Below are 24,754 nucleotides of genomic sequence, written 5' to 3'. Positions count from 1 at the left end.
CCCCGGCACCCCGGCCCGCCTCCCCACCCCGCCCCCCCGGAGCCCGCTCGCGCTCCCACCGCCCCGGGCGCACCCTGGAGGCAGGGTGACCCCCTGGAGGTGATGCACCATGCCCACACTCGTCGGGTGGCACGTGGAGCTCGAATTCACCGAGGAAGGCCAACGCACCAGCGCGGCGGCCATGGTCAGGCTCGGTGACGGCTCCGAGATGAGGGCGCACGGCTACGCCATGCGCCACCCCTCCGATCCGGAGCAGCTGCGGGTCGGGGAAGAGATCGCCGGCGCTCGCGCGCTGATGGATCTCGCGTCCCAGATGTTGCAGAAGGCCCACTCGGAGATCGACGAGGCGACGGGTCGGCACTCCTACCCGATCAGCCACTGATCCACTGATCCACTGATCCACTGATCCACTGATCCACTGATCCATTGATCCACTGATCCACTGATCCACTGATCCACTGATCCACTGATCCACTGATCCACTGATCCATTGATCCACTGCGCCACTGAGCGGATCCCTGAACGATCGGCCTCCCCTGCCGTCAGCAGGGGAGGCCGATCGTCGTAAGCCGCGCGCCCGCGGGCGGGGTCAGAGGCGCTCGGGCGTGCGGATGCCCAGGAGGGACATGCCCTTCGTGAGCGTCCGGGCGGTCAGCTCGCACAGGAACAGGCGGTTCTCGACCTGCTCCGGGGTGTCGGCCTTGAGGACCGGGCACTCCGCGTAGAACGTCGTGTACAGCGACGCCAGCTGGTACAGGTAGGCCGCCACCTTGTGCGGGGCGTGCTCCTGCGCCGCCTCGGCGATCAGCTCGCCGAACTGGTCCAGGTGCAGGCCCAGCGCCCGCTCGGACGGCGTGAGGGCCAGCTCCGGGTGGGCGGTCGGCCGAGCCTGGCCGGCCTTGCGGAGGATCGACTGGATGCGGGCGTACGCGTACTGGAGGTACACCGAGGTGTCACCCGTCAGCGACACCATCTGGTCCAGGTCGAACTTGTAGTCACGGGCCGCCGAAGTCGACAGGTCCGCGTACTTCACCGCGCCGATGCCGACCTGGGCCGCACGCTCCGCGATCTCGGCCTCGGTGAGGTCCTGCGCCTTCTCGCGCACGACCGAGGCGGCCCGCTCCACCGCCTCGTCCAGCAGGTCCACCAGCCGGACCGTCTCGCCCTCGCGGGTCTTGAACGGCTTGCCGTCCTTGCCGAGGACCGTGCCGAAGGCCAGCTGCACGGCCTTGACCTCGTCGTTCAGCCAGCCCGCACGGCGCGCCGTCTCGAAGACCATCTTGAAGTGGAGCGACTGGCGGGCGTCGACCACGTAGATGAGGGTGTCCGCCTTCAGGTTGCCGACGCGGTCCCGGATCGCGGACAGGTCGGTCGCGGCGTAACCGAAGCCGCCGTCCGACTTCTGGACGATCAGCGGGGTCGGGTTGCCGTCCGGGCCCTTGTACTCGTCGAAGAACACGCACAGCGCGCCGTTGGAGCGGACGGCGACGCCCGAGTCCTCCAGCAGCTTGCACGTCTCGACCAGCATGTCGTTGTAGCCGGACTCGCCGACCACGTCCTGGTCCTGGATGTCCATGTCCAGCTTGTCGAAGACGGAGTAGAAGTAGATCTTCGACTCGTCCACGAACCGCTGCCACATGGCGAGGGTCTGCTCGTCGCCCGCCTGGAGGTCCACGACCCGCGCCCGCGCCCGCGTCTTGAACTCCTCGTCGGAGTCGAAGAGCGCGCGCGAGGCCTTGTAGAGGCGGTTCAGGTTGGACATGGCCTCTTCGCCGGAGACCTCCGCCTCCGACTTGTGGTCCAGTTCGTGCGGGTGCTCCAGCAGGTACTGGATGAGCATGCCGAACTGGGTGCCCCAGTCGCCGATGTGGTGGCGCCGGACCACCTTCTCGCCCGTGAACTCCAGGATCTCGACCATCGCGGCGCCGATGACGGCGGACCGCAGGTGGCCGACGTGCATCTCCTTCGCGACGTTCGGCTGCGCGTAGTCGATGACCGTCGTGCCGGCGTTCGCGGCGTACGGGACACCGAGGCGGTCGTCGCCGGCGCGGGCGGCGAGGGTCTCCATGATCGCCCGGTCGGAGACGGTGATGTTGAGGAAGCCGGGGCCCGAGACCTCGATGTCCTCGATCAGGTCACCGGCGGCGATGCCCTCGACCACGGTCGTCGCCAGCTCGCGCGGGTTGGCCTTGGCCTTCTTCGCGAGCGCCAGGATGCCGTTGGCCTGGAAGTCGGCCCGGTCGCTTCGTCGCAGCAGCGGGTCGGCGCCACCGGCCTCCGGCAGTGCCGAGGCAAGGGCGTCCGCGACGCGCTGATTGACGGAGGAAGCGAGGGAAGGGACCGAGGCCATGAGCTGCCGTTCCTGTGAGGTCGTGCCTGAAGCTGCACTTGGTTGTTCCGACAAGCCCCGAGTATCCCACGCGGGGCCGTCCCGTTTCCCGGGATAAGGGAGCCCCGCGGGCAACCTCGGAGGGGCTGCTTCCGTCTGGGAGAATGGCGAGAAGCCAGCATTCGAGATAGAAGGACGTGTCGTGGCTCAGAGCGCCCAGAGCAGCACCGAGACCGACTGGGTCTCCCGTTTCGCGGACGAGGTCATCGCCGAGGCGGAGCGCCGAGCCCCGGGCAAAGCCGTCGTCGTCGCCTCCGGACTCTCCCCCTCCGGCCCGATCCACCTGGGCAACCTCCGCGAGGTCATGACCCCGCACCTGGTCGCGGACGAGATCCGCCGCCGCGGCATCGAGGTCCGCCACGTCCTGTCCTGGGACGACTACGACCGCTACCGCAAGGTCCCGGCCGGCATCCCCGGCGTCGACCCCGAGACCTACGGCCAGTACATCGGCATGCCGCTGACCTCCGTCCCGGCGCCGGCCGGATCGGCGTACGCGACCTGGGCCGAGCACTTCAAGGCCGCCATGGTCGAGGCGCTGGACGAGCTGGGCGTCGAGTACGACCCGATCAGCCAGACCGAGCAGTACACCTCCGGCGCGTACCGCGAGCAGGTCCTGTTCGCGATGAAGCACCGCGGCGACATCGACGCCGTCCTCGACCAGTACCGCACCAAGCAGAAGCCGGGCGGCAAGAAGCCCCAGCAGAAGCAGGTCGACGAGGCCGAGCTGGAGGCCGCCGAGGGCTCCGGCGCGGCCGCCGAGGACGACGGCAGCGCCGGCGAGAGCGGCTACTTCCCGTACAAGCCCTACTGCGGCCAGTGCGGCAAGGACTTCACCAAGGTCACCTCGTACGACGACGAGACCACCGAGATGACCTACGTCTGCACCGAGGACGGGTTCACCGAGACGGTCAAGCTCAGCGAGTTCAACCGCGGCAAGCTGGTCTGGAAGGTCGACTGGCCGATGCGCTGGGCCTTCGAGGGCGTGATCTTCGAGCCCTCGGGCGTCGACCACTCCTCGCCCGGCTCCTCGTTCCAGGTCGGCGGCCAGATCGTGCACATCTTCGGCGGCGAGCAGCCGATCGGACCGATGTACGCGTTCGTCGGCATCAGCGGCATGGCCAAGATGTCCTCGTCGAAGGGCGGGGTCCCGACCCCGGCCGACGCGCTGAAGATCATGGAGCCGCAGCTGCTGCGCTGGCTGTACGCGCGCCGCAAGCCCAACCAGTCCTTCAAGATCGCCTTCGACCAGGAGATCCAGCGGCTCTACGACGAGTGGGACAAGCTGGAGGCCAAGGTCGCCGACGGCTCGGTGCTGCCGGCCGACGCCGCCGCGCACACCCGTGCCGTACGCGTCGCCTCGCACGAGCTGCCGCGCACCCCGCGGCCGCTGCCGTACCGCACGCTCGCCTCGGTCGTGGACATCACCGCCGGGCACGACGAGCAGACCCTGCGCATCCTGGCCGACCTCGACCCGTCGCAGCCGCTGACCTCGCTGGACGAGGTGCGGCCGCGGCTGGACCGCGCCGAGAACTGGATCACCACCCAGGTCCCGGCCGACCAGCGGACGCTGGTGCGCGAGACCCCCGACACCGAGCTGCTGTCCTCCCTGGACGCCGAGGGCCGTGAGTCGCTGCGGCTGCTGGTGGACGGCCTCGACTCGCACTGGTCGCTCGACGGGCTCACCACGCTCGTCTACGGCGTGCCGAAGGTGATGGCGGGGCTGGAGCCCGACGCCAAGCCGACGCCGGAGCTCAAGGTCGCGCAGCGCACCTTCTTCGCGCTGCTGTACCGCCTGCTCGTGACCCGGGAGACCGGTCCGCGCCTGCCCACGCTGCTCCTCGCCGTGGGCGCGGACCGGGTGCGCAAGCTGCTGGCCGCCTGAGCCGTCCGATACGTACGCGCAAGGGCCCGCACCCCTCGGGGTACGGGCCCTTCCGCGTGCCTGGCGCGGTCCCGGCGGCCGGGGCGCGGCGGCCGGGGGGTGGCTACGAGATGTGCTCGTTCTCCAGGTCGCGCTGGTAGCGCTGCTTCAGCTCGGGCATCAGCCGGCTGATCGTCCGGAAGGCCAGCGGGTGGTTGATCCCGTGGCGGTCCGAGAGGTATATGTCCACCTGCTCGGGGCTCGGGACCTTGCCGTTCTCCTCGATGTAGGTCCGGAAGACCTCGTACGCCGCCTCCGTGAACTTCGCCTCGTCGATGTCGGAGACGGGCTCACCGGTTCCCGGCCGGGCCTCCTGCCGGGGAGTCGGCAGCTGCTCCTGCCCCGGCTGCGGCTCCATGAGCTGTCCCTGGAGCCGTTCCCGGACCTGCCCCGGGTCCTGCTCCTGCTCCTGGTCCGGGCCGGTCGGGGGCATGACCGGGGTCGGCTCCAGCCCCTCCACGTACTGCGGGTTGTAGCCGCCCTCGTACGCCGCCTGCGGGGCCAGCGGCGCCGCGAACCAGGCGCTGTCGTGCGCCGCGGGCATCGCCGTGGGCTCCACCGCGTAGGGCGGCGGGGCGTGCGTCACCGGGGGGACCGCCCCGGTCGGCACCGCTCCCGGCGACACCGCCGCCGGGGCCTGGGCGGGCCGCGCCGCCTGCGGCCCGGGGACCTCCTGCGCGGCCGCCTCCAGGGCCGGAGCCACCGGAGCCGCCGGGGCCGCCGGGGCCGTTCCCGGCGCGACCGCCGCGACCGACGCCGCCGCCGGAGGCAGCAGCAGCGGGTCGATGCCCGCCGCCGCGAGGCCCTCCGGCGCCGTCTGGGCCAGGGGGACGCCGATGCGGGCCAGGCGCAGCGGCATCAGCGCCTCCACCGGGGCCTTGCGCCGCCATGCGCGCCCGTACCGGGCCTGGAGACGGGCCTGGTAGATCAGCCGGTCCTGCTCCATGCCGACGGCCTGCTCGTAGGAGCGCAGCTCCCACAGCTTCATCCGGCGCCACAGCTTGAACGTCGGCAGCGGCGACAGCAGCCAGCGGGTGATGCGGACACCCTCCATGTGCCGGTCCGCGGTGATGTCCGCGATCCGGCCCACCGCGTGCCGGGCCGCCTCCACCGTGACCACGAACAGGATCGGGATCACGGCGTGCATGCCCACGCCCAGCGGGTCGGGCCAGGCCGCCGCGCCGTTGAACGCGATCGTCGCCGCGGTCAGCAGCCACGCCGTCTGGCGCAGCAGCGGGAACGGGATCCGGATCCACGTCAGGAGCAGGTCCAGGGCCAGCAGCACGCAGATGCCCATGTCGATGCCGATCGGGAACACCAGCGAGAAGTTCCCGAACCCCTTCTGCAGGGCGAGCGCGCGGACCGCCGCGTACGAACCGGCGAAACCGATCCCCGCGATGACCACGGCTCCTGCGACCACGACGCCGATGAGTATCCGGTGCGTACGAGTCAGCTGCATCGCGGCCACCCGCGATCCCCTCCCCTTGTCGAGCTATGGCAGGCACAGCGTACGGGTGACCGCACAGGTGACTGAATGTCAGCCTCCCGTCGGGCGCCGTCCGCGCCGCCCGCCGCGCCGCCCGGACCCGCCGGCGCCTACTGCGCGGAGGGGGATGCCTGCTGGTCAGGCTGCTGCTGAGGGGCCTGCGGCTGGTTGGCGGCGGCGACCGAGCCGACCGCCTCCTTCGCCGCGGCGATCGCGTTCTCGAGCAGCTTGGCCTGATCCGGTGCGCCGGCGCCCTCGTAGGCCGCACCGTTGTAATCGAGCGTGATCACCACGTTCTGCGTGCGCGCCACGATCGTCGTGTTGAAGAAGTCGACCTCCTTCTTCACGCCGTACACGATCGACGACGCCTGGTCGCCGATCCCGCTCGCCTGCTCGACCTTCACGTTCGTCGCGCCCTCGGTCGCCTTCGCCGCCTCGACCTGCTTGTTCAGCTGGTCCTCGGCGCGCTTGTTCGCACCGCCCAGGGAGGAGTGGGAGTCGTAGCGGACCAGGGAGATCGACAGCCAGCGGTACTGCGAGCCCTTCAGCCCGTCCTCGTCCAGGCCGTTCCAGGAGCAGCCGGCGCGGGCGGCGAGGTCGTTCGACTTGGTCGCGGTGCCGTTCTTGTCCTTCGCCTCCGGGACGAGGGTCTCGACCGTCTTCGTCTGGATCGCCTTGCACGGGTCGGGCAGCGCCGCGAACGCCGGCTTCTCCAGCGCGGCCGAGGCCTTGCCGCTCGGCTTGGCCGACGAGGACGCGCCGGGCTTCTTGTCCCCGCCCGAAGCGGAGTCCTTGCCCGAGTCGGACGAACAGCCGGCGACGGTGAGGATCACCGGGACGGCTGCGCAGGCGAGAACGCGGGTCAGGCGCGAGGCAGATCGGTGCATGGTTCCTTCAGTCAGTACGTGGTGGGGCGCGTTCCGGGGACGCGGTGCGGGCCCGGAACGGGCTCGGTTCGGACTCGGGGGCGGGTTCGGGGGCGGGCGCGGGACGCGGACAACGGTAGCCCGACCCGGCGCGCGCCTGCTGTGCGCGCCGTCACGCCGAGCCCCGCGCGCCCCCGCTCACTCGTTGAAACGCTCGACGAGGGCCTGCGCCAACTGGCGTGCCTTGTCCTGGGTTTCGGGGCTCGGCGGCACCGTGCCGGGGAGCGCGGGCTGTACGACGTACTCGACCGTGACGATGACATTCGAGGTGCGGAACACAATCCGCACGGTCCGTCCCTGGGCCGCGCTCGCGCCCGCGGCGCTCAGCTTGTCCTCGACGTACGCCTCGGCCCCGAGCCCTTCGAGCACCCGGGAGCCGAGCTCCGGCGGCGGTGCGGACGGGCTCCCGGAGACGCCCGGGGAGGGCGACTGCCCGGCGGCAGGCGGCGGTGCGCCGGGGGACGCCGGTGCGCTGGAGCCCGTACTCGCTGTGGGGCTCGTGGTCGGGCCGGGGAACGGCAGGTGCGCGTCCGTCAGCCGCCGTACGTAGACCTGCCGGGCCTTGTCGTCGTCGCTCATGAGCGTCCGGTCGTACGACACCACGCGCTCGAAGCCGACCGACAGCAGCCGGGTCTCCTCGGGCGACTGCGCCGTCCAGCGGCAGCCGACGTGCCGGTCGCCGTCGTACGAGGTGTCCGCGACCCCGGCGTACAGCTGGGCGCGCTGCGCGTCGGTCAGGCTGTCCCCGGCCGGGAGCATGGCCTTGAGGCGCTTGCCGTCGACGGCCTTGCAGGGCGCGGGCAGGATGCGGTACTTGCCGGCGGGCGCGGGTAGGGGGCTGCTGTCGCCCGCCTTGGAGTCGGTGTCGGACCCGGAGCCGCCGCCGCTGGTGCACCCGGTCAGGCCGGCCGCGCCGGCCATGAGCGCGGTGAGCATCGCGATGCCCGGCAGGACCCGTCGTCGTTGCCGTACCGCCTTGCGCTGCACGTCCACTGGCCCCCTTCGACCGGCCGGGGCCGCCCGGCAGTCAGGAAAATTGCGTTGCCGCGCTTTGGACGCGGATGAACACAATGTCTATCGCACGCGCTGGTGCCGGCGCCGGTCCCCTGTCTGCTTTGTGGTCAAGGGTGACGTTTTTTCTTATTCGGGGGATTGAAGCCGTATGTCGTATGTAGAGGTACCGGGAGCGAAGGTCCCGATCCGGATGTGGGCCGACCCCGCGTCGGTCGAGGCGAGCGCGATGCAGCAGCTGCACAACGTCGCCGGTCTCCCCTGGATCAAGGGCCTGGCCGTCATGCCGGACGTCCACTACGGCAAGGGGGCCACGGTCGGCTCGGTGATCGCGATGAAGGACGCGGTGTGCCCGGCGGCGGTGGGCGTGGACATCGGCTGCGGAATGTCGGCGGTGAAGACCTCCCTGACGGCGAACGACCTCCCGGGCGACCTGTCCCCCCTCCGCTCGAAGATCGAGCGCGCGATCCCGGTGGGCGCGGGCATGCACCGCGACCCGGTCGACCCGGACCGCCTGTACGGCTTCCCCGACGCGGGGTTCGGGGACCTGTGGGAGCGGTTCGACCACATCGCGGACGCGGTGAAGTTCCGGCGGGACCGGGCGATGCGGCAAATGGGAAGCCTCGGGCAGGGAAACCACTTCTGCGAAGTGTGCATTGATTCGTCCGGTTCGGTGTGGCTCATGCTGCACTCGGGCTCGCGGAACATCGGCAACGAGCTGGCCGACTTCCACATCAACGTGGCCCGAGGGCTCTCCCACAACCAGGGGCTGGTCGACCGTGACCTCGCGGTCTTCCTCGCGGCTACGCCCGAGATGGAGGCGTACCGCAACGACCTCTTCTGGGCCCAGGAGTACGCCAAGTACAACCGGGCCGTGATGATGAGCCTGTTCAAGGAAGTCCTCCGCCGGGAGTTCCGGAAGGCGAAGGTCTCCTTCGACCGGGAGATCAGCTGCCACCACAACTACGTGGCGCAGGAGCGGTACGACGGCATGGACCTGCTGGTCACGCGCAAGGGCGCGATCCGCGCCGGGAGCGGCGACTACGGGATCATCCCCGGCTCCATGGGGACGGGCTCGTACATCGTCAAGGGCCTCGGCAACGAGAAGTCGTTCAACTCGGCCTCGCACGGCGCGGGCCGGAAGATGAGCCGGACGGCCGCGAAGAAGCGGTTCTCGGCGCGCGACCTGGCGGATCAGACCAAGGGCGTCGAGTGCCGCAAGGACTCGGGCGTGGTCGATGAGATCCCGGGTGCGTACAAGTCGATCGAGCAGGTCATCGACCAGCAGACGGACCTCGTCCAGGTCGTGGCCAAGCTCAAGCAGGTCATCTGCATCAAGGGCTGAGCATCCGATGGCGGCGTTCGGGCGGGAGCCGAAGCTGCTGCGGCCGCCGTTCGGGGTGGTGAACGACGAGGTGCGGGCCGCGGCCAAGGCGTGCGGGGTGAAGGCGCTGGTCACGTGGACGTACGACGTCACCACCTGGACCGACGTGCCCGCGCCGGCCCGGCCGCTGGAGGCCGGGGACATCGTGCTGCCGCACTTCACGCCGACACTGGCCGCGGACCTGGGCCGGGCCCTGGATGCGGCGAGGGCCGCCGGGCTGAAGCCGGCGGCCCTCATGCCCGCCCTGAGGAGCGCGGGGCTGGTCCCGTAGGGGCGTACGGCGCCTACAGGTCGCGGTGGACCTTGGTGTTCGAGGCCTGGGCGCGGGGCCGGACCACCAGCAGGTCGATGTTGACGTGGCTGGGGCGGGTCACGGCCCAGGTGATGGTGTCGGCCACGTCGTCGGCGGTCAGGGGGGCCGCCACGCCCGCGTAGACCTTCTCGGCCTTCTCGGCGTCGCCGCGGAAGCGGGTCTTCGCGAACTCCTCGGTCTTCACCATGCCCGGGGCGATCTCGATGACGCGGACCGGCTCCCCGACGATCTCCAGGCGGAGGGTCTCGGCCAGGACGCGGGCGCCGTTCTTGGCGGCGACGTAGCCGGCGCCGCCCTCGTACGTGGCGTGGCCCGCCGTGGAGGACAGGACCACGACCGTGCCGTCGCCCGAGGCGATCAGGGCGGGCAGGAGGGCCTGGGTGACGTTGAGGGTGCCGATGACGTTGACCTCGTACATCGTGCGCCAGTCGGCCGGGTCGCCGGTGGCGACGGGCTCGGCTCCGATGGCGCCGCCCGCGTTGTTGACGAGCACGTCGCAGCGGTCGAGGGAGGCCGCGAAGGCGTCGACGGCGGCGCGGTCGGTGACGTCGAGCGCGTGGGCCGCGGCGGAGTGGCCGGCCGCCGTCAGCTCGGCGGCGAGGGCCTCGATGCGGTCCTTGCGGCGGGCCGTGAGGACGACGTGGTGGCCGGCGGCGGCGAGCTGCCGGGCGGTGGCCGCGCCGATGCCGCTGCTCGCGCCGGTGACTACGGCGGTCCGGGTGGCGGCGGTGCTCATGTGCGGGCTCCTCGGTCGTTCGGTCATTCGGTCGTCAGGTCGTTCGGTCGTTCGTACGGACGAATACCCGCCAGCATAGGCGGGGCTCAGCGGCCGCGCGGGGCGTACATGATCACCGCCATGCCGGCGAGGCACACGAGGGCGCCCGTGACGTCCCAGCGGTCGGGGCGGTAACCGTCGGCGACCGCGCCCCACACGAGGGAGCCCGCGACGAAGACACCCCCGTACGCGGCGAGGACGCGGGCGAAGTCGCCCTGGGGCTGGAGGGTGGCGACGAATCCGTAGAGGCCCAGGGCGATGACCCCGGCGCCGATCCAGGCCCAGCCCTTGTGCTCGCGCACGCCCTGCCAGACGAGCCAGGCACCGCCGATCTCCAGGACGGCGGCGAGGGCGAACAGGGCGGCGGAGCGGGCGATCAGCATGGCTCGAAGCGTACGCAGAGGGGCTCCGGGGCCGGGTCGGCGGCCGCCGGTCGGGCGAGGGGCGCGCCCTCGTTCGTGTGATGGTCCGACCGGCCGGGGGCGGTGCTGGCTAGCCTCCGCGCGTGGAGGTGGTGGCGGTGCGCCGTGGTGCCGTACGGAGTGTGGTGGTGGCGGGCTTGCTGGTCCTCGGGGTGTCCGGGGCAGCCGGAACGTCCGGGGAGGCGGGGGCGGCCGCCCGGCGCGGCCCCGAGGCCGACGTGGCGTACCACGGGCGGGTGTCCCTGTCGCAGGGGAGGCTGCGGGTGTGGGTCGTACCGCAGAACGAGGGGCCGGCCGCGCTGCCCAACGCGGCGCTGCGGGTGCGGCTGTCGGCGGACCTCGCGGACCGGCAGGAGCTGGCGCAGGGCTGTGCGCGGGCCGGGCTGCGCGAGGTGGTGTGCGAGACGGGCGCGCTGCCGCTGCACGGGCGCGGCCGGCACATCGGGCTGCTGCTGGAGCTGAAGGACCCGGTGCCGGAGGTGGTGGTGCGGATCGACACCTGGTGGAACGGCGGGGCGTCCGACCGCGACGCGTCCAACAACCAGCACGCGGTGCTGGCGCTGGACACGGGCGACTCGTACGCCTTCTGACCTGCTCCGGGCGGCGGGGTGGCCCTCACGGCGTGGCCGTCACGGGGTGGCCGCTACGGGGTGGCCACGCCGCCGAACTCCTCGACGGCCTCGCTGACGATCCGCTCCAGCCGGGCGTGGTGGGCGCCGCGCCAGTAGACGCGCTCGCACGCCGTGCACTGCGCGAAGACGTCGTACGAGCGGTGCGTCCCGCTCTCCAGCCGGTCCCCGACGCTGTCCTTGTCGGCCTGGCGCAGCGGCCCGTTGCACGCGGTGCAGCGGGTCCACGGGGTGAGGGCGGGGGCGAAGCGGCCGAGCACGTCGCGGAGTTGCTCGTCGGGGTTGTCGCTGTAGACGTACGCGCCGGCGAACAGCTCGCGGCGGCGCAGGAGTCCGCGGTCGCGCGAGAGCAGGACGCGCTGTTCGGCGGCGGAGCGGGTGGCGAGGGCGGGATCGCCGATGTCCTCGTTCTCGTACGCGGTGTCCACGCCGAGCAGGCGCATGCGGCGGGCGAGCGTGCCGAGATGGACGTCGAGGAGGAAGCGCAGGGGCGCGTCGCCGGGGATGCGCTGGGGGCGGTCGACGCCGAAGACCTCGACGGACTGCCCGGCGCCGGGCACGTACGAGACGGGCACCTCGCGCCCGTCGACGAGGAGCCGGCCGACCTCGGTGAGCGGGACGCCGGCCGATTCGACGACGTGGCCGAGGCTGGAGGCGCCGTCGGTGGCGGTCGGTACGCGGTCGCCGCGCCGGCTGGGCGGGGCGAAGAGGCGCAGTTCGGGCGCGAGGGTGAGCTGAATGCCGGGTCCGTTCACGCTGCCAGCATGCCATCGGGGCCGGTCCGTCGCGGCCGAATTACGCGGCCCGAGCGCGCGGCCGGATCACGCGGCCGAAGCGCGCCGCCGGTCACGCACCGGGATCACGCGCCGGCGCCGTCGTAGGCGGTGCGGTGGGCGTCGACCTCGTCGAAGTGGTGCTCGGCCCACTGCTTCACGGAGGAGAGGAGGCAGGCGAGGCTGGAGCCGAGTCCGGTGAGGCGGTAGTCGACGCGGACGGGGACGGTGGGGGTCACGGTGCGGGTGACGAGGCCGTCGCGTTCGAGGGAGCGCAGGGTCTGGGTGAGCATCTTCTGGCTGACGCCGGGGATCTTGCGGCCGAGGTCGCTGTAGCGCATCGAGTTGTCCTCGGCCTCGGCGAGCGCGGCGACGATGAGGCCGACCCACTTGTCGCTGATGCGGGCCAGGAGCTGGCTGGTGGGGCACTCCTTGAGGAAAGCGTCGTAGGCGTGACGGGCCTCTTCGCGGCGGGTCGCGGCGGTACGGGTGGCCATCGGGTGCCCCACTTCCGGGTCGGGTACGCACCTTCGAGTACGTACTTACGAAAGGAGAGTACCTCTCCCTAGGTTAGTGCTCGCAGGAACGGGCGAACGAAACCGACCGAATCGGGGAGAGACCATGGGCCAGAACGCGCAGACCGAGCAGAGCGAGCAGACCATGCGGGCGGCCGTCGTGACCGCCTTCGGCGGACCGGAGCAGGTGGAGATCGTGCGGGTGCCGGTCCCGCGGCCGGCCGCCGGCCAGGTCCGGATCCGGGTCGCGGCGGCCGGCGTGAACCCGGTGGACGGCGCCGTCCGCGCCGGGGTCTTCGGCGGCGCCGGGACGCGGCTCGGGCTCGGCTGGGACGTGGCCGGCGAGATCGACGAGGTCGGCGCCGGGGTCACCGGCTGGACGGCCGGGCAGCGGGTGGTCGCACTGCACTACGGGCCGGTCAAGCCGCTGGGCACGCACGCCGAGTACGCGGTGCTCGACGCCTCGGCGGTGGCCGCCGCCCCGGCCACCGTCGACGACGCGGCCGCGGCCGCGCTCCCGCTGAGCGGGCTGACCGCCGCCCGGGCGGTGGGACTGCTGGGGCTGGCTCCGGGGTCCTCGGTGCTGGTCACCGGGGCGGCCGGCGTGGTCGGCGGGCTCGCCGTGCAGCTCGCCGTACGGGCGGGGCTGGTGGTGACGGCCCTGGCGGGGGAGTCGGACGAGGAGTTCGTACGGTCGCTGGGCGCGGCGGAGTTCGTCCCGCGCGGCTCGGCTCCGGCCCGACCGGTGGACGGGGTGCTGGACGCGGCCGTACTGGGGGAGCGGGCGCTCGGCTTCGTCCGTGACGGCGGGGTCTACGTGGGCCTGCGCCCGCACGCCGGCCCGGCCGCGGAGCGGGGGATCCGGGTGGTGGAGCAGGAGGTCGCGGCCGACGGCGCGCTCCTCGCGGAGCTGGTGGGCCTGGTCGACGCGGGGGCACTGACCCTGCGGGTCTCCGAGGCGATCCCGCTGGCGGACGCGGTGAAGGCCCACGCCCGCCTGGCCGAGCCGGGCACCCGCGGCCGCCTGGTCCTGACGACCGCCTGACGGAGGCCCGCGCGGGCGGTCCACGGCTGGCCCGCGCATCGGCGCGGTGGAAGACTCGTCCCATGGGTGCATCGACCGCGCCGACGGGGTCACGGGCACCGGCGGCGACACCCGTACCGGCGCCGGTACGCCTGGACGACCGCGCGTACCAGGAGCTGGCCCGCGGGTTCCGGGGCAGCCTGGTGCGGGCCGGGGACGCCTCGTACGAGGAGCGCCGGCGGATCTGGAACGGAGCCGTCGACCGGCATCCCGCCCTGATCGCGCCCTGTACCGGTTCGGCCGATGTCGTGGCGGCACTGAAGTGGGCGGTGGAGAGCGGTGTGCCGGTCGCGGTGCGCGGCGGCGGGCACAGCTTCCCGGGGCATTCGGTCTGCGACGGCGGCCTGGTGATCGACCTGTCGCCGATGAAGGAGATCCGGGTCGACCCGCAGGCCCGTACGGTCCATGTCGGTGCGGGGGCGCTGCTCGGCGAGCTGGACGCGGCGACACAGCCGTTCGGGCTGGCGGTGCCGTCGGGGATCGTCACGCACACCGGCGTCGCGGGGCTGACCCTCGGCGGCGGGATCGGCTGGCTGAGCCGCAAGTACGGGCTGAGCGTGGACCAGCTGCTGTCGGTGGACATGGTCACGGCGGCCGGGGAGCGGCTCACGGCCAGTGCCGCGCGGGAGCCGGAGCTGTTCTGGGGGATGTGCGGGGCGGGCGGGAACTTCGGCATCGTCACGGAGTTCACGTTCCGGCTGAATCCGGTCGGTCCGACCGTGCTCGCCGGGCCCGTGCTGTGGCCGGTGGAGGATTCGCCGCAGGTCATGCGGTTCTACCGGGACTGGATCGCGGACGTGCCGGACGAGCTGACGACGATCGTGGTCCACCGCAAGGCCCCGCCGTCACCGGCGATCCCGCCGGAGCTGCACGGCCGGCCGGTGGTCATGGTGATCGCCTGCTGGGTGGGCGGGCCGGAAGCGGGGGAGGAAGTGATGCGGCCGATGCGGGAGTTCGGGCGGCCGCTGCTCGACCTGTGCCGGCCGAAGCCGTACCTGGCGCACCAGGCGATGTTCGACGCCTCGTTCCCGCACGGCTGGCGGTACTACTTCCGGGGCTGCGGCCTCGACCGGCTCGACGACGGGGCGCTGGACACGATGGCGCGGTACGCGGGGCGGATCGCCTCCCCGCAGAGCGGGTTCCCGCTGTTCCAGCTGGGCGGGGCGGTCGCCCGGGTCGGCGAGGACGACACGGCGGCCGCGGGCCGCCGCCTGGGCCACATGCTGAACATCAACGGGATCCGCGACACGCCCGAGGGCTTCGCCGAGGAGTGCGGGTGGGTCCGGGAGTTCTGGACCGCGATGGAGCCGTACCACGCCGGCGTGTACGTGAACTTCCTGATGGACGAGGGCGAGCGGCGCGTGCGCCAGGCGTACGGCGCGCGGGAGCGCAAGCTCGGCCGGCTCCGGGCGCTGAAGGCGCAGTGGGATCCGGGCAACGTGTTCCGCCTGAACCAGAACATCCCCCCGGCGGACGGCCCGTAGCGTTCGATCACCTCCGGTCGCCTCCGGCGCGGCGCCGGGCGCTCGCCGGGCGCCGTGGCCACGCTGGACGGCGGGACTATCCACCGAGCCGGAGGCGTAGATGAACCCGATGGACCAGGCCGCACCGATGTTCACGACCGCCGAGATCGGCGCGCTGCACGACGTGCTGCACGAGATCGTCGCCGAGGGCGCCACCCCGGGCGGTGTCGTCGTCTGCGGTACGCGGCAGGCGAGCGGTACGGCGCCCGGCGCGCGGGCCGTGCTCTCGGCCGGGGTCGTCTCCCCGTTCACCGGCCCCGGCACCCCCGACGAGCACACCGTCTACGACATCGCCTCCCTGACGAAGGTCACCGCCACCTGGCCGCTCGTGGGCCGCGCCCTCGACGCGGGGCTGCTGGACCTGGACGCGCCCGTACGGGAGTTCCTGCCGCCGATGGAGGGTGCGATGCCGAGTGCGGAGGCCACCGTGCGGCAGTTGCTCTCGCACACCGGCGGCCTGCGGGCCGCCACCCGCTTCGACCTCTACGACCTGACGGAGCGCCCGCTGCACGAGCTGATCTGCCACGAGCTGATGGAGAACCTCCCGGGCACCCACCGCTACGTCAACCGCGGCTACATCCTCCTCGGCCTCGCCCTCGCGCACGTCCACGGCCGGCCCCTCGACGAGCTCGCCGCGGACCTGTGGGCCGGACTGGGCATGCCCGACACCGCCTACGGCCCGGTCCGGCAGGAGCCACGCGTCGCGCCCACCGAGCGGCCCGAGGGGCACGACCGGCTCTGGGGCGCCGTCCACGACGGGAACGCGGCGATCATGGGGGGCGTCGCCGGCCACGCCGGGGTCTTCGCCCCGGCGGCCGATCTCGCCACGTACGCCGAGCACCTGCTCGCCGGGGGCGAGAGCCCGCTGGGCCGGTGGTTCCGGATGAGCCTGGTCCCGCAGGCGGAGATCGAGCCTGGCCTGCAGCGCGGGCTGGGCTGGATCCTGGGGGCGGGCGGGAGCGTGGCGTACCACCACGGGTTCACCGGTACGAGCCTGTTCCTGGCCCCCGCCACGGGCCGGTACGTGGTCGTTCTCACCAACGCGGTCCACAACGGAGCCGCCGCGCGCATCCGCATCACACCGCTGCGCGACTGCGCCCAGAAGATCCTGGCCGCGGGCTGACCGGATCCGGCCCCCTGGCCGCACCGGGCACCCGCATCCGCGGCCCCCGGGCCGCGGCTCAGGGCCAGACGAGGCAGTACGGCTGGTGTCCCGCCTCGTGGAGGCGGTGGCTGAAGTCCTGCCACTCGTGCAGCAGCTGGTAGACGTTGAACGCGTCGCGCGGGCCGCCCCGGTCCGGGACCGTGGACCAGATGAAGGCCGCCGCGCCGACCGACTCCTCGCCGATCCCGCGCAGCGGGTCGACCACCGTCATCGGGAGCTTGACCACCGCGTAGTCGGGGTGGAGGACGACCAGCTCCAGCGGGGGCACCTTGTGCAGGGGTATGCCCTCGATGCCGGTCAGGACCATCGCGGCCACCGTCTCCGGCTTGATCTTGGTGAAGAGGCCGCCCATGCCGAGCTCGTCACCGCCGAGCTCCTCCGGCCGCATCGTGACCGGGACCCGGGCGGCGGTCGCGCCGTCGGGCGCGCCGAAGTACTTGTACGTCACGCCCATGCCGCGGCCCTTTGGCAGGCCGTCCGGGGACTCCGGCGGTCCCGGCACCGGATCGACCGCGTCCGCGGCCCGGCGCCGGTGCCTGCCGCGGCGGCGGGCTTCGCGGGCCTCGCGGGCGCGCTGCGGGTCGAGGCCGTCCGTACCCTCGCCCGGTCCACCACCGCGTTGCATATCTCCACCCGACTGGTCTTGCCTGCCCCGGCCCCGCGGCCCCCGCCACGCAGCCTGATCATCATGGCAGTGACCTCCCCCGGGGCGGCGCGGTGAAACGCCCGTCCGCAAGTCAGTCGCGGCCTGATGAGACCATGGCTGGTGTGAGCTACCCGTACCCGTATGAAGCCAAAGTCTCGCAGACTCTCTTTGACCGTGCGTCCCTCGTGACGCCTGGCGGCGTGAACTCTCCGGTGCGCGCGTTCCGCGCCGTGGGCGGAACGCCCAGGTTCATGGTGTCCGGTACCGGTCCGTACCTGACCGATGCCGACGGCCGCGAGTACGTCGACCTGGTCTGCTCGTGGGGACCGATGATTCTCGGCCACGCCCACCCGGCCGTGGTGGAGGCCATCCAGGCCGCCGTCGCCCGCGGCACCTCCTTCGGCACGCCCGGCGAGGGCGAGGTCGCCCTCGCCGAGGAGATCGTCGCCCGCGTCACACCCGTCGAGCAGGTCCGCCTGGTGTCCTCGGGCACCGAGGCGACCATGTCGGCGATCCGGCTGGCGCGCGGCTTCACGGGCCGGGCCAAGGTCGTGAAGTTCGCCGGCTGCTACCACGGTCACGTGGACGCGCTGCTGGCCGCCGCCGGTTCCGGGCTCGCGACCTTCGCGCTGCCGGACACTCCCGGCGTGACGGGCGCGCAGGCCGGCGACACGATCGTGCTGCCGTACAACGACCTCGAAGCGGTACGGGCGGCGTTCGCCGCGCACCCCGGGGAGATCGCCTGCGTGATCACCGAGGCCGCGCCCGGCAACATGGGCGTCGTGACCCCGGCGCCCGGCTTCAACCAGGGCCTGGCGGACCTGTGCCGCGAGAACGGCGCGCTGTACGTCTCCGACGAGGTCATGACGGGTTTCCGCACCTCCCGCGCCGGCTGGTACGGCGTTGACGGCGTCAAGCCCGACCTGATGACCTTCGGCAAGGTCATGGGCGGCGGCTTCCCGGCCGCGGCCTTCGGCGGCCGCGCCGACGTCATGGGCCACCTGGCCCCGGTCGGCCCGGTCTACCAGGCGGGCACGCTCTCCGGAAACCCGATCGCCACCGCCGCGGGCCTCGCGCAGCTGCGCCTGCTGGACGCGGCCGCGTACGAGAAGGTCGACGCGGTCTCCGCGCAGATCCAGGGCCTGGTCACGGATGCGCTCGCCAAGGAGGGCGTGGCGCACCGGCTGCAGACCGCGTCCAACATGTTCTCCGTCTTCTTCACCGAGGACGAGGTCAAGAACTACGACGACGCCAAGAAGCAGGAGTCCTTCCGCTTCAACGGCTTCTTCCACTCGATGCTGTCGCAGGGCGTCTACCTGCCGCCGTCGGCCTTCGAGTCGTGGTTCGTCTCCACCGCCCACGACGAGCGGGCGGTCGAGCGGATCGCCGCCGCGCTCCCCGCCGCCGCCCGCGCCGCCGCGCAGGCCACCCCGGAGGCCACCGCATGAGCGAGATCACCGTCGTCCACCTGATGCGCCACGGAGAGGTGCACAACCCGGACGGGGTCCTGTACGGGCGCCGGCCCGGCTACCACCTCTCCGAGCTGGGCCGCGAGATGGCCGAGCGCGTCGCGGACCACCTGCAGGACCGTGACATCACGTACGTGGTCTCCTCGCCGCTGGAGCGGGCGCAGGAGACGGCGGCGCCGGTCGCCAAGGCCCACGGCCTGGTCGTGGCGAGCGACGCGCGGCTGCTGGAGGCGGAGAACGTCTTCGAGGGCAAGACCTTCGGCGTCGGCGACGGCGCGCTGCGCAAGCCCGCGAACTGGAAGCACCTGACGAACCCGTTCCGGCCGTCCTGGGGCGAGCCGTACGTGGAGCAGGTCGTCCGCATGACCAGCGCCATCGAGGCGGCGCGCGACGCGGCGCGCGGCCACGAGGCGGTGGCGGTCAGCCACCAGCTGCCGATCTGGATCGTGCGGAGCTTCGCGGAGAAGCGCCGGCTGTGGCACGACCCGCGGCGCCGGCAGTGCACGCTGGCCTCGCTGACGTCGTTCACGTACGACGGGGACCGGCTGGTGTCGGTGGGCTACAGCGAGCCGGCGCGGGACCTGGTCCCGGCGCACCTGCTCGCGGGCGCGAAGCCGGTGAAGGGCAAGTCCAAGGCGTTCGGCGCCTAAAAAGTAGTACAAGTCGTACGCGAAACACCGTGGGGGAACTCGACTTCGCTGAAAAGTCCGTTTATGTGACTATTCATGAACGGTATGAGTAGGGCGACGCGCGACTTCACCCGAAGGGGAGTGCTCGGGCTCGGCGCGGCGGCGGTCGCCGCCGGAGTCGTCGGCTGCGGAGCCGACGACCGCCCGGGCCGCCCCGGCCCCGGCGGTCCCGGCGGCGGTCCCGGCCAGTCTCCGTCCGCGGCCGCCGTCCGGCCGATCGGCGACGGCTCCACCGCAGACACCGGCCCGCAGCCCCACCAGCCGGCTGCGCCCGTACCGCTCCAGCCCGGCGAGACGCCACCGCAGTTCGTGGTGTTCAGCTGGGACGGGGCGGGGGAGATCGGCAACGGCCTCTTCCCGCGCTTCCTCAAGCTGGCCAAGGACCACGGGGCGGCCATGACCTTCTTCCTCTCCGGCCTCTACCTCCTGCCCGAGTCGAAGAAGGACCTGTACAAGCCGCCGAACAACCCGGTCGGGGCCTCCGACATCGGCTACCTCAAGGACGAGAACGTCCGCAACACCCTGGGCTGCGTGCGCCGGGCCTGGCTCGACGGCCACGAGGTGGGCACCCACTTCAACGGCCACTTCTGCGGCGGCTCCGGCTCCGTGGCCCACTGGACCGCCGACGACTGGCAGAGCGAGATCGACCAGGCCGTGTCGTTCGTCACGGGCTGGCGGACCAACACCGGCTTCACCGACATCGAACCGCTGCCCTTCGACTACCGCAAGGAGCTCGTCGGCGGCCGCACCCCGTGCCTGCTGGGCCAGGACAACCTGCTGCCCGTCGCACGGAAGCTGGGCTGGCGCTACGACGCCTCCTCGCCCGGCGGCGTCCAGGTGTGGCCGGTGAAGAAGTCGGGCGTATGGGACCTGCCGCTGCAGTCCATGCCCTTCCCCGGGCACTCCTTCGAGGTGCTGTCGATGGACTACAACATCCTCGCCAACCAGTCGAAGAACACCACCCGCGGCGTGCCCTCCAACTACCCCGCCTGGCGGACCCAGGCCACCGCCTCCTACCTCGGCGGCTTCCGGAGGGCGTACGAGACGAACCGGGCGCCGATGTTCATCGGCAACCACTTCGAGGAGTGGAACGGGGGCATCTACATGGATGCCGTGGAGGAGGCCCTCAAGGGCATGTCGGACAAAAAGGACGTACGGCTCGTGTCCTTCCGGCAGTTCACCGACTGGATCGACGCACAGGACCCCAAGCTGCTCGCGAAACTCCAGGAGCTGGCCCCGGGTCAGTCGCCTGCCGGGGGCTGGAAGGCATACCTCTCCGCGGTCTGACCAGCGGTTCGGCGCACCCTCCGGGGGGCGGGAAAGATCCGCAAATCGCTCATGCGAAACTTTTCACATGAGAATTGGCCGTGCTCTCCTGCTCACCGCGGTGACCCTCGCGAGCGCTCTGACCCTGTCGGCGTGCAGCGACGACGGCGGCAAGCCGAACGGTTCCTCCGGCGGCAACTACGTGACCGGCGCCGGCGGCATCTCCACCGTCTCCAAGGACGCACGCACCGACGCCCCGAAGCTGGACGGCGAGACCGTCGACGGCAAGACGCTCGACACCACGGCCCTCAAGGGCAAGGTCGTCGTCCTCAACGTGTGGGGCTCCTGGTGCCCGCCGTGCCGCGCCGAGGCCCCGAACTTCGCGAAGGTGTCGAAGGAGCTGGCCGACGCCGGCAAGGACGTGCAGTTCGTCGGCATCAACACCCGCGACACGAGCAAGCAGAACGCCACGTCGTTCGAGGAGAACTTCGGGATCACCTACCCGAGCCTCTACGACCCGGACGGCAAGCTGCTGCTCCGCTTCCCCGCCGGCACGCTCAACCCGCAGGCCATCCCCTCCACGATCGTCCTCGACAAGCAGGGCAGGATCGCCGCCCGCACGCTCGTCGCGATCAGCGAGCAGCAGCTGCGCTCCATGATCGACCCCGTGCTCGCGGAGCAGTGACCCAGTGGTCCCCGAGCTCCTCACCCTGGCCGCCGAGCCGACCGGCGTGAACACGACGGTCCTCGGCGGGGCCCTGATGCTGGCGCTGCCCATCTCGGTCCTCGCCGGACTCGTCTCCTTCTTCTCGCCCTGCGTGCTCCCGCTGGTCCCCGGCTACCTCTCCTACGTCACCGGCGTCAGCGGAGCCGACCTCGCCGAGGCGCGGCGCGGACGGATGCTGGGGGGCGCCCTCCTGTTCATCGCCGGCTTCACGGCAGTGTTCGTCTCCACCGGGGCGCTCTTCGGCTACTTCGGGTCCACGCTCCGGGAGAACAACGAGGTCATCTCCCGGGTCCTCGGCGGCCTGGTGATCGTTCTCGGCTTCTTCTTCATGGGCCTGATCCCGGGCCTGACGATGCGCGAGTTCCGCTTCCACAGGAAGCCGACGGCGGGTCTGATCGGCGCGCCCGTGCTCGGGGTGCTCTTCGGTGTCGGCTGGACCCCCTGCATGGGGCCGACGCTCGCGGCCGTCACCACGCTCTCCCTCGACCAGGCGAGCGCCGGCCGGGGTGCGCTGCTGACCGTCGCCTACTGTCTGGGACTGGGCCTGCCCTTCGTGCTCACGGCGATCGCCTTCCGCAAGGCGCTCGGAGCCTTCGGCTGGGTGAAGCAGCACTATGCATGGGTGATGCGGATCGGCGGCGCCATGCTGGTCCTGACCGGTCTGCTGCTCGTCACGGGACTGTGGACGGGCATCGTCAACGACATGCAGAGCTGGACCCAAACCTTCACGGTGGGGATCTGAGGACTACACACGAATGAGTACGACAGACAGGACGTCCACCGAGGCGTCGAACCCGTCCGAGGACTCCGCCGAGGCGGCCGCCGGCGCACAGCTCTCCACCGCCCCCGCAGAGGACTCCGGCGGTCCCGTCGGCATCGGGGTGATCGGCTGGGTCCGCTGGTTCTGGCGCCAGCTCACCTCCATGCGGGTGGCGCTGATCCTCCTATTCCTGCTCTCCCTCGGCTCCATCCCCGGCTCGCTCGTCCCGCAGAACCAGGTCGACGCGATGAAGGTGGCCCAGTGGAAGAAGGACCACTCCTTCTGGGTCCCGGCCGCCGAGAAGCTCCAGCTCTTCGACGTCTACAGCTCGGTGTGGTTCTCCGCGATCTACCTGCTGTTGTTCATCTCGCTGATCGGCTGCATCGTCCCGCGCACCTGGCAGTTCGTCGGCCAGCTCACCGGGCGCCCGCCCGGCGCCCCCAGGCGCCTGGACCGGCTGCCCGCGTACGCGACCTGGCGTACGCAGACGGCCCCCGAGGAGGTCCTCGCGCAGGCGAAGACCATCCTCGGCGGCAGGCGGTTCCGTACCGAGGCGGGCACGTCCGCCGTCGCCGCCGAGAAGGGCTACCTGCGCGAGGCCGGCAACCTGCTCTTCCACGTCGCCCTGATCGTGATGCTGATCGCGTTCGCCTGGGGCCAGCTGTTCAAGTCCGAGGGCGGCAAGCTCGTCCTGCGCGGCAAGGGCTTCGCGAACACGCTCACCCAGTACGACGACTTCAAGTACGGCAGCTGGTTCGACCCCGACGACCTCTCGCCCTTCTCCTTCACGCTCGACAAGTTCGACGCCACGTACGAGGAGAGCGGTCCGCAGAAGGGCACGGCGCGCGACTTCAAGGCGTACGTGACCTTCAGCGACGGCGCGCACGGCGCCCCGCAGAAGCGCGAGATCCAGGTCAACAAGCCGATGGAGGTCGACGGCTCCAAGGTCTACCTGCTGGGCCACGGCTACGCGCCGGTCATCTCGGTGACCGACCCGACCGGCAAGGTGATCTACAAGGACGCCGTGCCGATGCTGCCCTTCGACGCGAACCTCAGCTCCTCCGGCGCCGTCAAGGTGCCGGACGGCTACCACGACAAGGACGGCAAGAAGGAGCAGCTCGGCTTCAACGCCATGTTCGTGCCGACCTTCGCCGGCGCGGGCAAGGGCACGATGCTCTCCCAGTTCCCGGACCTGAAGTTCCCGGTCCTCGCGCTCAGCGCCTACCACGGCAGCCTCGGCGTGGACTCGGGCCTGCCGCAGAACGTGTACCAGCTGAACACCTCCAAGATGCAGGAGTTCAAGGACCCCGACGGGCAGCTGTTCAAGAAGCGGCTGCTGCCCGGCGAGACCATGGAGCTCCCGAACGGCGCGGGCACCGTGAAGTTCGAGGGCATCGAGCGCTGGGCCACCTTCTCGATCACCCGCCAGCCCGGCAGCGGCCTCGCCCTCGGGGGCGCGATCGCCGCGATCGGCGGCCTGGCCGCCTCCCTGTTCATCCAGCGCCGCCGGGTCTGGGTGCGCGCGGTGGCCGGCGAGGACGGCGTGACCGTCGTCGAGATGGCCGGCCTCGGCCGCAGCGAGTCGGCCAAGCTCCCGGAGGAGCTGGGGCAGCTCGCCGCCGCCCTCCACCAGCAGGCGCCCACGGCGCCCGACCAACCTGTCAAGGCAACTGTCGAAGGGGAGCGCGGATGACGCCGCTCGCAGCCGAAGTCAACGAGAATTTGGCGCAGATCAGCAACTATCTGATCTATTCGTCGATGGCGGTCTACATGCTCGCCTTCTTCGCGCACATCGCCGAGTGGACCTTCGGCAGCCGCAGCAAGGTCGGCCGTACGGCCGCGGCGCTGACCGGCGCGAAGGCCGCGACCGCTGCCGCCGCCCCGGCCGTGCAGGTGCGCCAGAAGGGGGCCCTCGGCTCCGGTGAGACCGGGGGGACCGCGGTCCTCGACAAGCCGAAGGTCGTGACACGCTCCGCCGCCGGCACCCGCGACGTCCCGGACGGTCCCGGCGCGGCCGGCGGCACCGAGAACGGCGACCTGTACGGCCGCATCGCGGTCTCGCTGACCACCCTGGCCTTCGTCATCGAGGCGGGCGGCGTCGTGACCCGGGCGATGTCCGTGCAGCGTGCCCCCTGGGGCAACATGTACGAGTTCTCGGTGACCTTCTCCACCGTCGCCGTCGGCGCCTACCTGGCGCTCCTGGCGCTGAAGAAGAACGTCCGCTGGCTCGGCCTGATCCTGGTCACCACGGTCCTGCTGGACCTCGGCATCGCCACCACCTGGCTCTACACCGCCAGCGACCAGCTGGTCCCGGCCCTGCACTCGTACTGGCTGTGGATCCACGTCTCCACCGCGATCTTCTGCGGCGCGGTCTTCTACATCGGTGCGGCCGGCGCGGTCCTCTACCTCTTCCGCGACTCCTACGAGAGCCACCTGGAGCAGGGCCGCACGCCGGGCCGCTTCCGCTCCTCGGTGCTGGAGCGGCTGCCCTCGGCGGCCTCGCTCGACAAGTTCTCGTACCGGATCAACGCGGCCGTGTTCCCGCTGTGGACCTTCACCATCGTCGCGGGCGCGATCTGGGCGGGCGACGCCTGGGGCCGCTACTGGGGCTGGGACCCCAAGGAGGTCTGGTCCTTCGTGACCTGGGTGGCGTACGCCTGCTACCTGCACGCCCGCGCGACCGCCGGCTGGAAGGGCCGCAAGGCCGCGTACCTCGCGCTCTTCGCCTTCGCCTGCTGGATCTGGAACTACTACGGCGTGAACATCCTGCTCAGCGGAAAGCACTCGTACGCGGGCGTCTGACGCGCGGCCGCTGACGCGCGGGAGGCGCACCCGCGGGCGCACGGCCCGCGGGAGTGGGACGCTGGTGGCATGAGGCCGG

24 protein-coding genes are annotated in these 24,754 nt (G+C 71.7%); 15 read left to right on the top strand and 9 right to left on the bottom strand.

The window, feature by feature from the left end; all coding sequences use genetic code 11:
• Window positions 1-109 precede the first annotated feature (109 nt).
• A complete protein-coding gene (locus ACS04_RS01160; RefSeq protein WP_048474539.1) occupies window positions 110-382 on the top strand; it encodes a DUF1876 domain-containing protein in 273 nt (90 codons plus the stop codon).
• Between the two features lie 207 nt (window positions 383-589).
• Here ACS04_RS01160 and argS read toward each other — a convergent pair whose 3' ends face one another.
• Window positions 590-2,350: an arginine--tRNA ligase gene (gene argS, locus ACS04_RS01155; protein WP_048474538.1), complete on the bottom strand. Its 1,761-nt coding sequence runs from the start codon at window positions 2,348-2,350 to the stop codon at window positions 590-592.
• Window positions 2,351-2,531: 181 nt separating this feature from the next.
• Between argS and lysS the strand changes: the two genes are divergently transcribed.
• Window positions 2,532-4,271, top strand: a complete 1,740-nt coding sequence (lysS, locus tag ACS04_RS01150; RefSeq protein ID WP_048474537.1) for a lysine--tRNA ligase — start codon at window positions 2,532-2,534, stop codon at window positions 4,269-4,271.
• 103 nt (window positions 4,272-4,374) lie between these two features.
• On the opposite strand, the gene ACS04_RS01145 is transcribed toward lysS, so the two are convergent.
• The 3 genes from ACS04_RS01145 to ACS04_RS01135 all read right to left on the bottom strand — a co-directional run bounded on the left by ACS04_RS01145 (window position 4,375) and on the right by ACS04_RS01135 (window position 7,709).
• Window positions 4,375-5,778 carry a DUF2637 domain-containing protein gene (locus ACS04_RS01145; RefSeq protein WP_048474536.1) on the bottom strand — a complete coding sequence of 468 codons (1,404 nt, stop codon included), beginning with the start codon at window positions 5,776-5,778 and terminating at the stop codon, window positions 4,375-4,377.
• A gap of 128 nt (window positions 5,779-5,906) precedes the next feature.
• On the bottom strand, window positions 5,907-6,683 hold the full coding sequence (locus ACS04_RS01140; RefSeq protein WP_048474535.1) for a DUF3558 family protein: 777 nt from the start codon (window positions 6,681-6,683) through the stop codon (window positions 5,907-5,909).
• Between the two features lie 177 nt (window positions 6,684-6,860).
• Entirely contained in the window at window positions 6,861-7,709 is an 849-nt protein-coding gene (locus tag ACS04_RS01135) for a DUF3558 domain-containing protein (RefSeq protein ID WP_245236233.1), read from the bottom strand.
• 175 nt (window positions 7,710-7,884) lie between these two features.
• Between ACS04_RS01135 and ACS04_RS01130 the strand changes: the two genes are divergently transcribed.
• Together ACS04_RS01130 and ACS04_RS01125 are read left to right on the top strand one after the other, a co-directional pair.
• On the top strand, window positions 7,885-9,078 hold the full coding sequence (locus tag ACS04_RS01130) for an RtcB family protein (protein WP_048474534.1): 1,194 nt from the start codon (window positions 7,885-7,887) through the stop codon (window positions 9,076-9,078).
• 7 nt (window positions 9,079-9,085) lie between these two features.
• A complete protein-coding gene (locus ACS04_RS01125; RefSeq protein ID WP_048474533.1) occupies window positions 9,086-9,388 on the top strand; it encodes a polysaccharide deacetylase family protein in 303 nt (100 codons plus the stop codon).
• Window positions 9,389-9,401: 13 nt separating this feature from the next.
• On the opposite strand, the gene ACS04_RS01120 is transcribed toward ACS04_RS01125, so the two are convergent.
• On the bottom strand, window positions 9,402-10,166 hold the full coding sequence (locus tag ACS04_RS01120) for an SDR family NAD(P)-dependent oxidoreductase (protein ID WP_048474532.1): 765 nt from the start codon (window positions 10,164-10,166) through the stop codon (window positions 9,402-9,404).
• Between the two features lie 86 nt (window positions 10,167-10,252).
• Window positions 10,253-10,588, bottom strand: coding sequence for a YnfA family protein (locus tag ACS04_RS01115; RefSeq protein WP_048474531.1), 336 nt, complete (start codon window positions 10,586-10,588; stop codon window positions 10,253-10,255).
• Window positions 10,589-10,710: 122 nt separating this feature from the next.
• On the opposite strand from ACS04_RS01115, the gene ACS04_RS01110 reads away from it, so the two are divergent.
• A complete protein-coding gene (locus ACS04_RS01110) occupies window positions 10,711-11,217 on the top strand; it encodes a hypothetical protein (RefSeq protein ID WP_053080658.1) in 507 nt (168 codons plus the stop codon).
• 53 nt (window positions 11,218-11,270) lie between these two features.
• Here the strand turns inward: ACS04_RS01110 and ACS04_RS01105 are convergent, their stop codons facing one another.
• Window positions 11,271-12,011, bottom strand: coding sequence for a Mut7-C RNAse domain-containing protein (locus ACS04_RS01105; protein ID WP_048474530.1), 741 nt, complete (start codon window positions 12,009-12,011; stop codon window positions 11,271-11,273).
• A 104-nt stretch (window positions 12,012-12,115) separates the two neighbouring features.
• Entirely contained in the window at window positions 12,116-12,526 is a 411-nt protein-coding gene (locus tag ACS04_RS01100) for a winged helix-turn-helix transcriptional regulator (protein ID WP_048474529.1), read from the bottom strand.
• Between the two features lie 163 nt (window positions 12,527-12,689).
• On the opposite strand from ACS04_RS01100, the gene ACS04_RS01095 reads away from it, so the two are divergent.
• From ACS04_RS01095 to ACS04_RS01085, 3 genes are all read left to right on the top strand, one after another.
• A complete protein-coding gene (locus tag ACS04_RS01095; RefSeq protein ID WP_048474630.1) occupies window positions 12,690-13,589 on the top strand; it encodes an NADP-dependent oxidoreductase in 900 nt (299 codons plus the stop codon).
• A 62-nt stretch (window positions 13,590-13,651) separates the two neighbouring features.
• Window positions 13,652-15,112, top strand: coding sequence for an FAD-binding oxidoreductase (locus ACS04_RS01090; RefSeq protein WP_078864328.1), 1,461 nt, complete (start codon window positions 13,652-13,654; stop codon window positions 15,110-15,112).
• A gap of 100 nt (window positions 15,113-15,212) precedes the next feature.
• Window positions 15,213-16,274 (top strand): serine hydrolase domain-containing protein, encoded by a 1,062-nt coding sequence (locus ACS04_RS01085; RefSeq protein WP_245236232.1) that lies wholly within the window; start codon window positions 15,213-15,215, stop codon window positions 16,272-16,274.
• Between the two features lie 58 nt (window positions 16,275-16,332).
• Here the strand turns inward: ACS04_RS01085 and ACS04_RS01080 are convergent, their stop codons facing one another.
• Window positions 16,333-16,770 (bottom strand): hypothetical protein, encoded by a 438-nt coding sequence (locus ACS04_RS01080; protein ID WP_030161262.1) that lies wholly within the window; start codon window positions 16,768-16,770, stop codon window positions 16,333-16,335.
• A 305-nt stretch (window positions 16,771-17,075) separates the two neighbouring features.
• Between ACS04_RS01080 and hemL the strand changes: the two genes are divergently transcribed.
• From hemL to ccsB, 7 genes are all read left to right on the top strand, one after another.
• Complete coding sequence (gene hemL, locus ACS04_RS01075) at window positions 17,076-18,410, top strand: glutamate-1-semialdehyde 2,1-aminomutase (protein WP_078864327.1); 1,335 nt, start codon at window positions 17,076-17,078, stop codon at window positions 18,408-18,410.
• Window positions 18,407-19,081, top strand: coding sequence for a histidine phosphatase family protein (locus ACS04_RS01070; RefSeq protein WP_048474527.1), 675 nt, complete (start codon window positions 18,407-18,409; stop codon window positions 19,079-19,081). Before hemL ends, ACS04_RS01070 begins: the two co-directional genes overlap by 4 nt.
• Before the next feature lie 75 nt (window positions 19,082-19,156).
• Window positions 19,157-20,407, top strand: coding sequence for a polysaccharide deacetylase family protein (locus ACS04_RS01065; protein ID WP_398024265.1), 1,251 nt, complete (start codon window positions 19,157-19,159; stop codon window positions 20,405-20,407).
• A gap of 67 nt (window positions 20,408-20,474) precedes the next feature.
• Entirely contained in the window at window positions 20,475-21,071 is a 597-nt protein-coding gene (locus ACS04_RS01060) for a TlpA family protein disulfide reductase (protein ID WP_048474525.1), read from the top strand.
• 76 nt (window positions 21,072-21,147) lie between these two features.
• The gene (locus ACS04_RS01055; RefSeq protein ID WP_078864341.1) at window positions 21,148-21,855 is read left to right on the top strand and encodes a cytochrome c biogenesis CcdA family protein; all 708 of its coding nucleotides are present in this window, start codon (window positions 21,148-21,150) and stop codon (window positions 21,853-21,855) included.
• Between the two features lie 13 nt (window positions 21,856-21,868).
• Entirely contained in the window at window positions 21,869-23,566 is a 1,698-nt protein-coding gene (gene resB / locus ACS04_RS01050) for a cytochrome c biogenesis protein ResB (RefSeq protein WP_048474523.1), read from the top strand.
• Window positions 23,563-24,675 (top strand): c-type cytochrome biogenesis protein CcsB, encoded by a 1,113-nt coding sequence (gene ccsB, locus ACS04_RS01045; RefSeq protein WP_048474522.1) that lies wholly within the window; start codon window positions 23,563-23,565, stop codon window positions 24,673-24,675. The genes resB and ccsB overlap by 4 nt, the downstream gene beginning before the upstream one ends.
• The last annotated feature ends 79 nt before the right edge of the window (window positions 24,676-24,754 follow it).

Origin of the sequence: Streptomyces roseus, assembly GCF_001044425.1 — a bacterium.
In the GTDB taxonomy this organism is placed as follows: domain Bacteria; phylum Actinomycetota; class Actinomycetes; order Streptomycetales; family Streptomycetaceae; genus Streptomyces; species Streptomyces roseus.
Note: the sequence above shows the minus strand (reverse complement) of the source record. Positions and strands in the feature narration are given on the sequence as shown.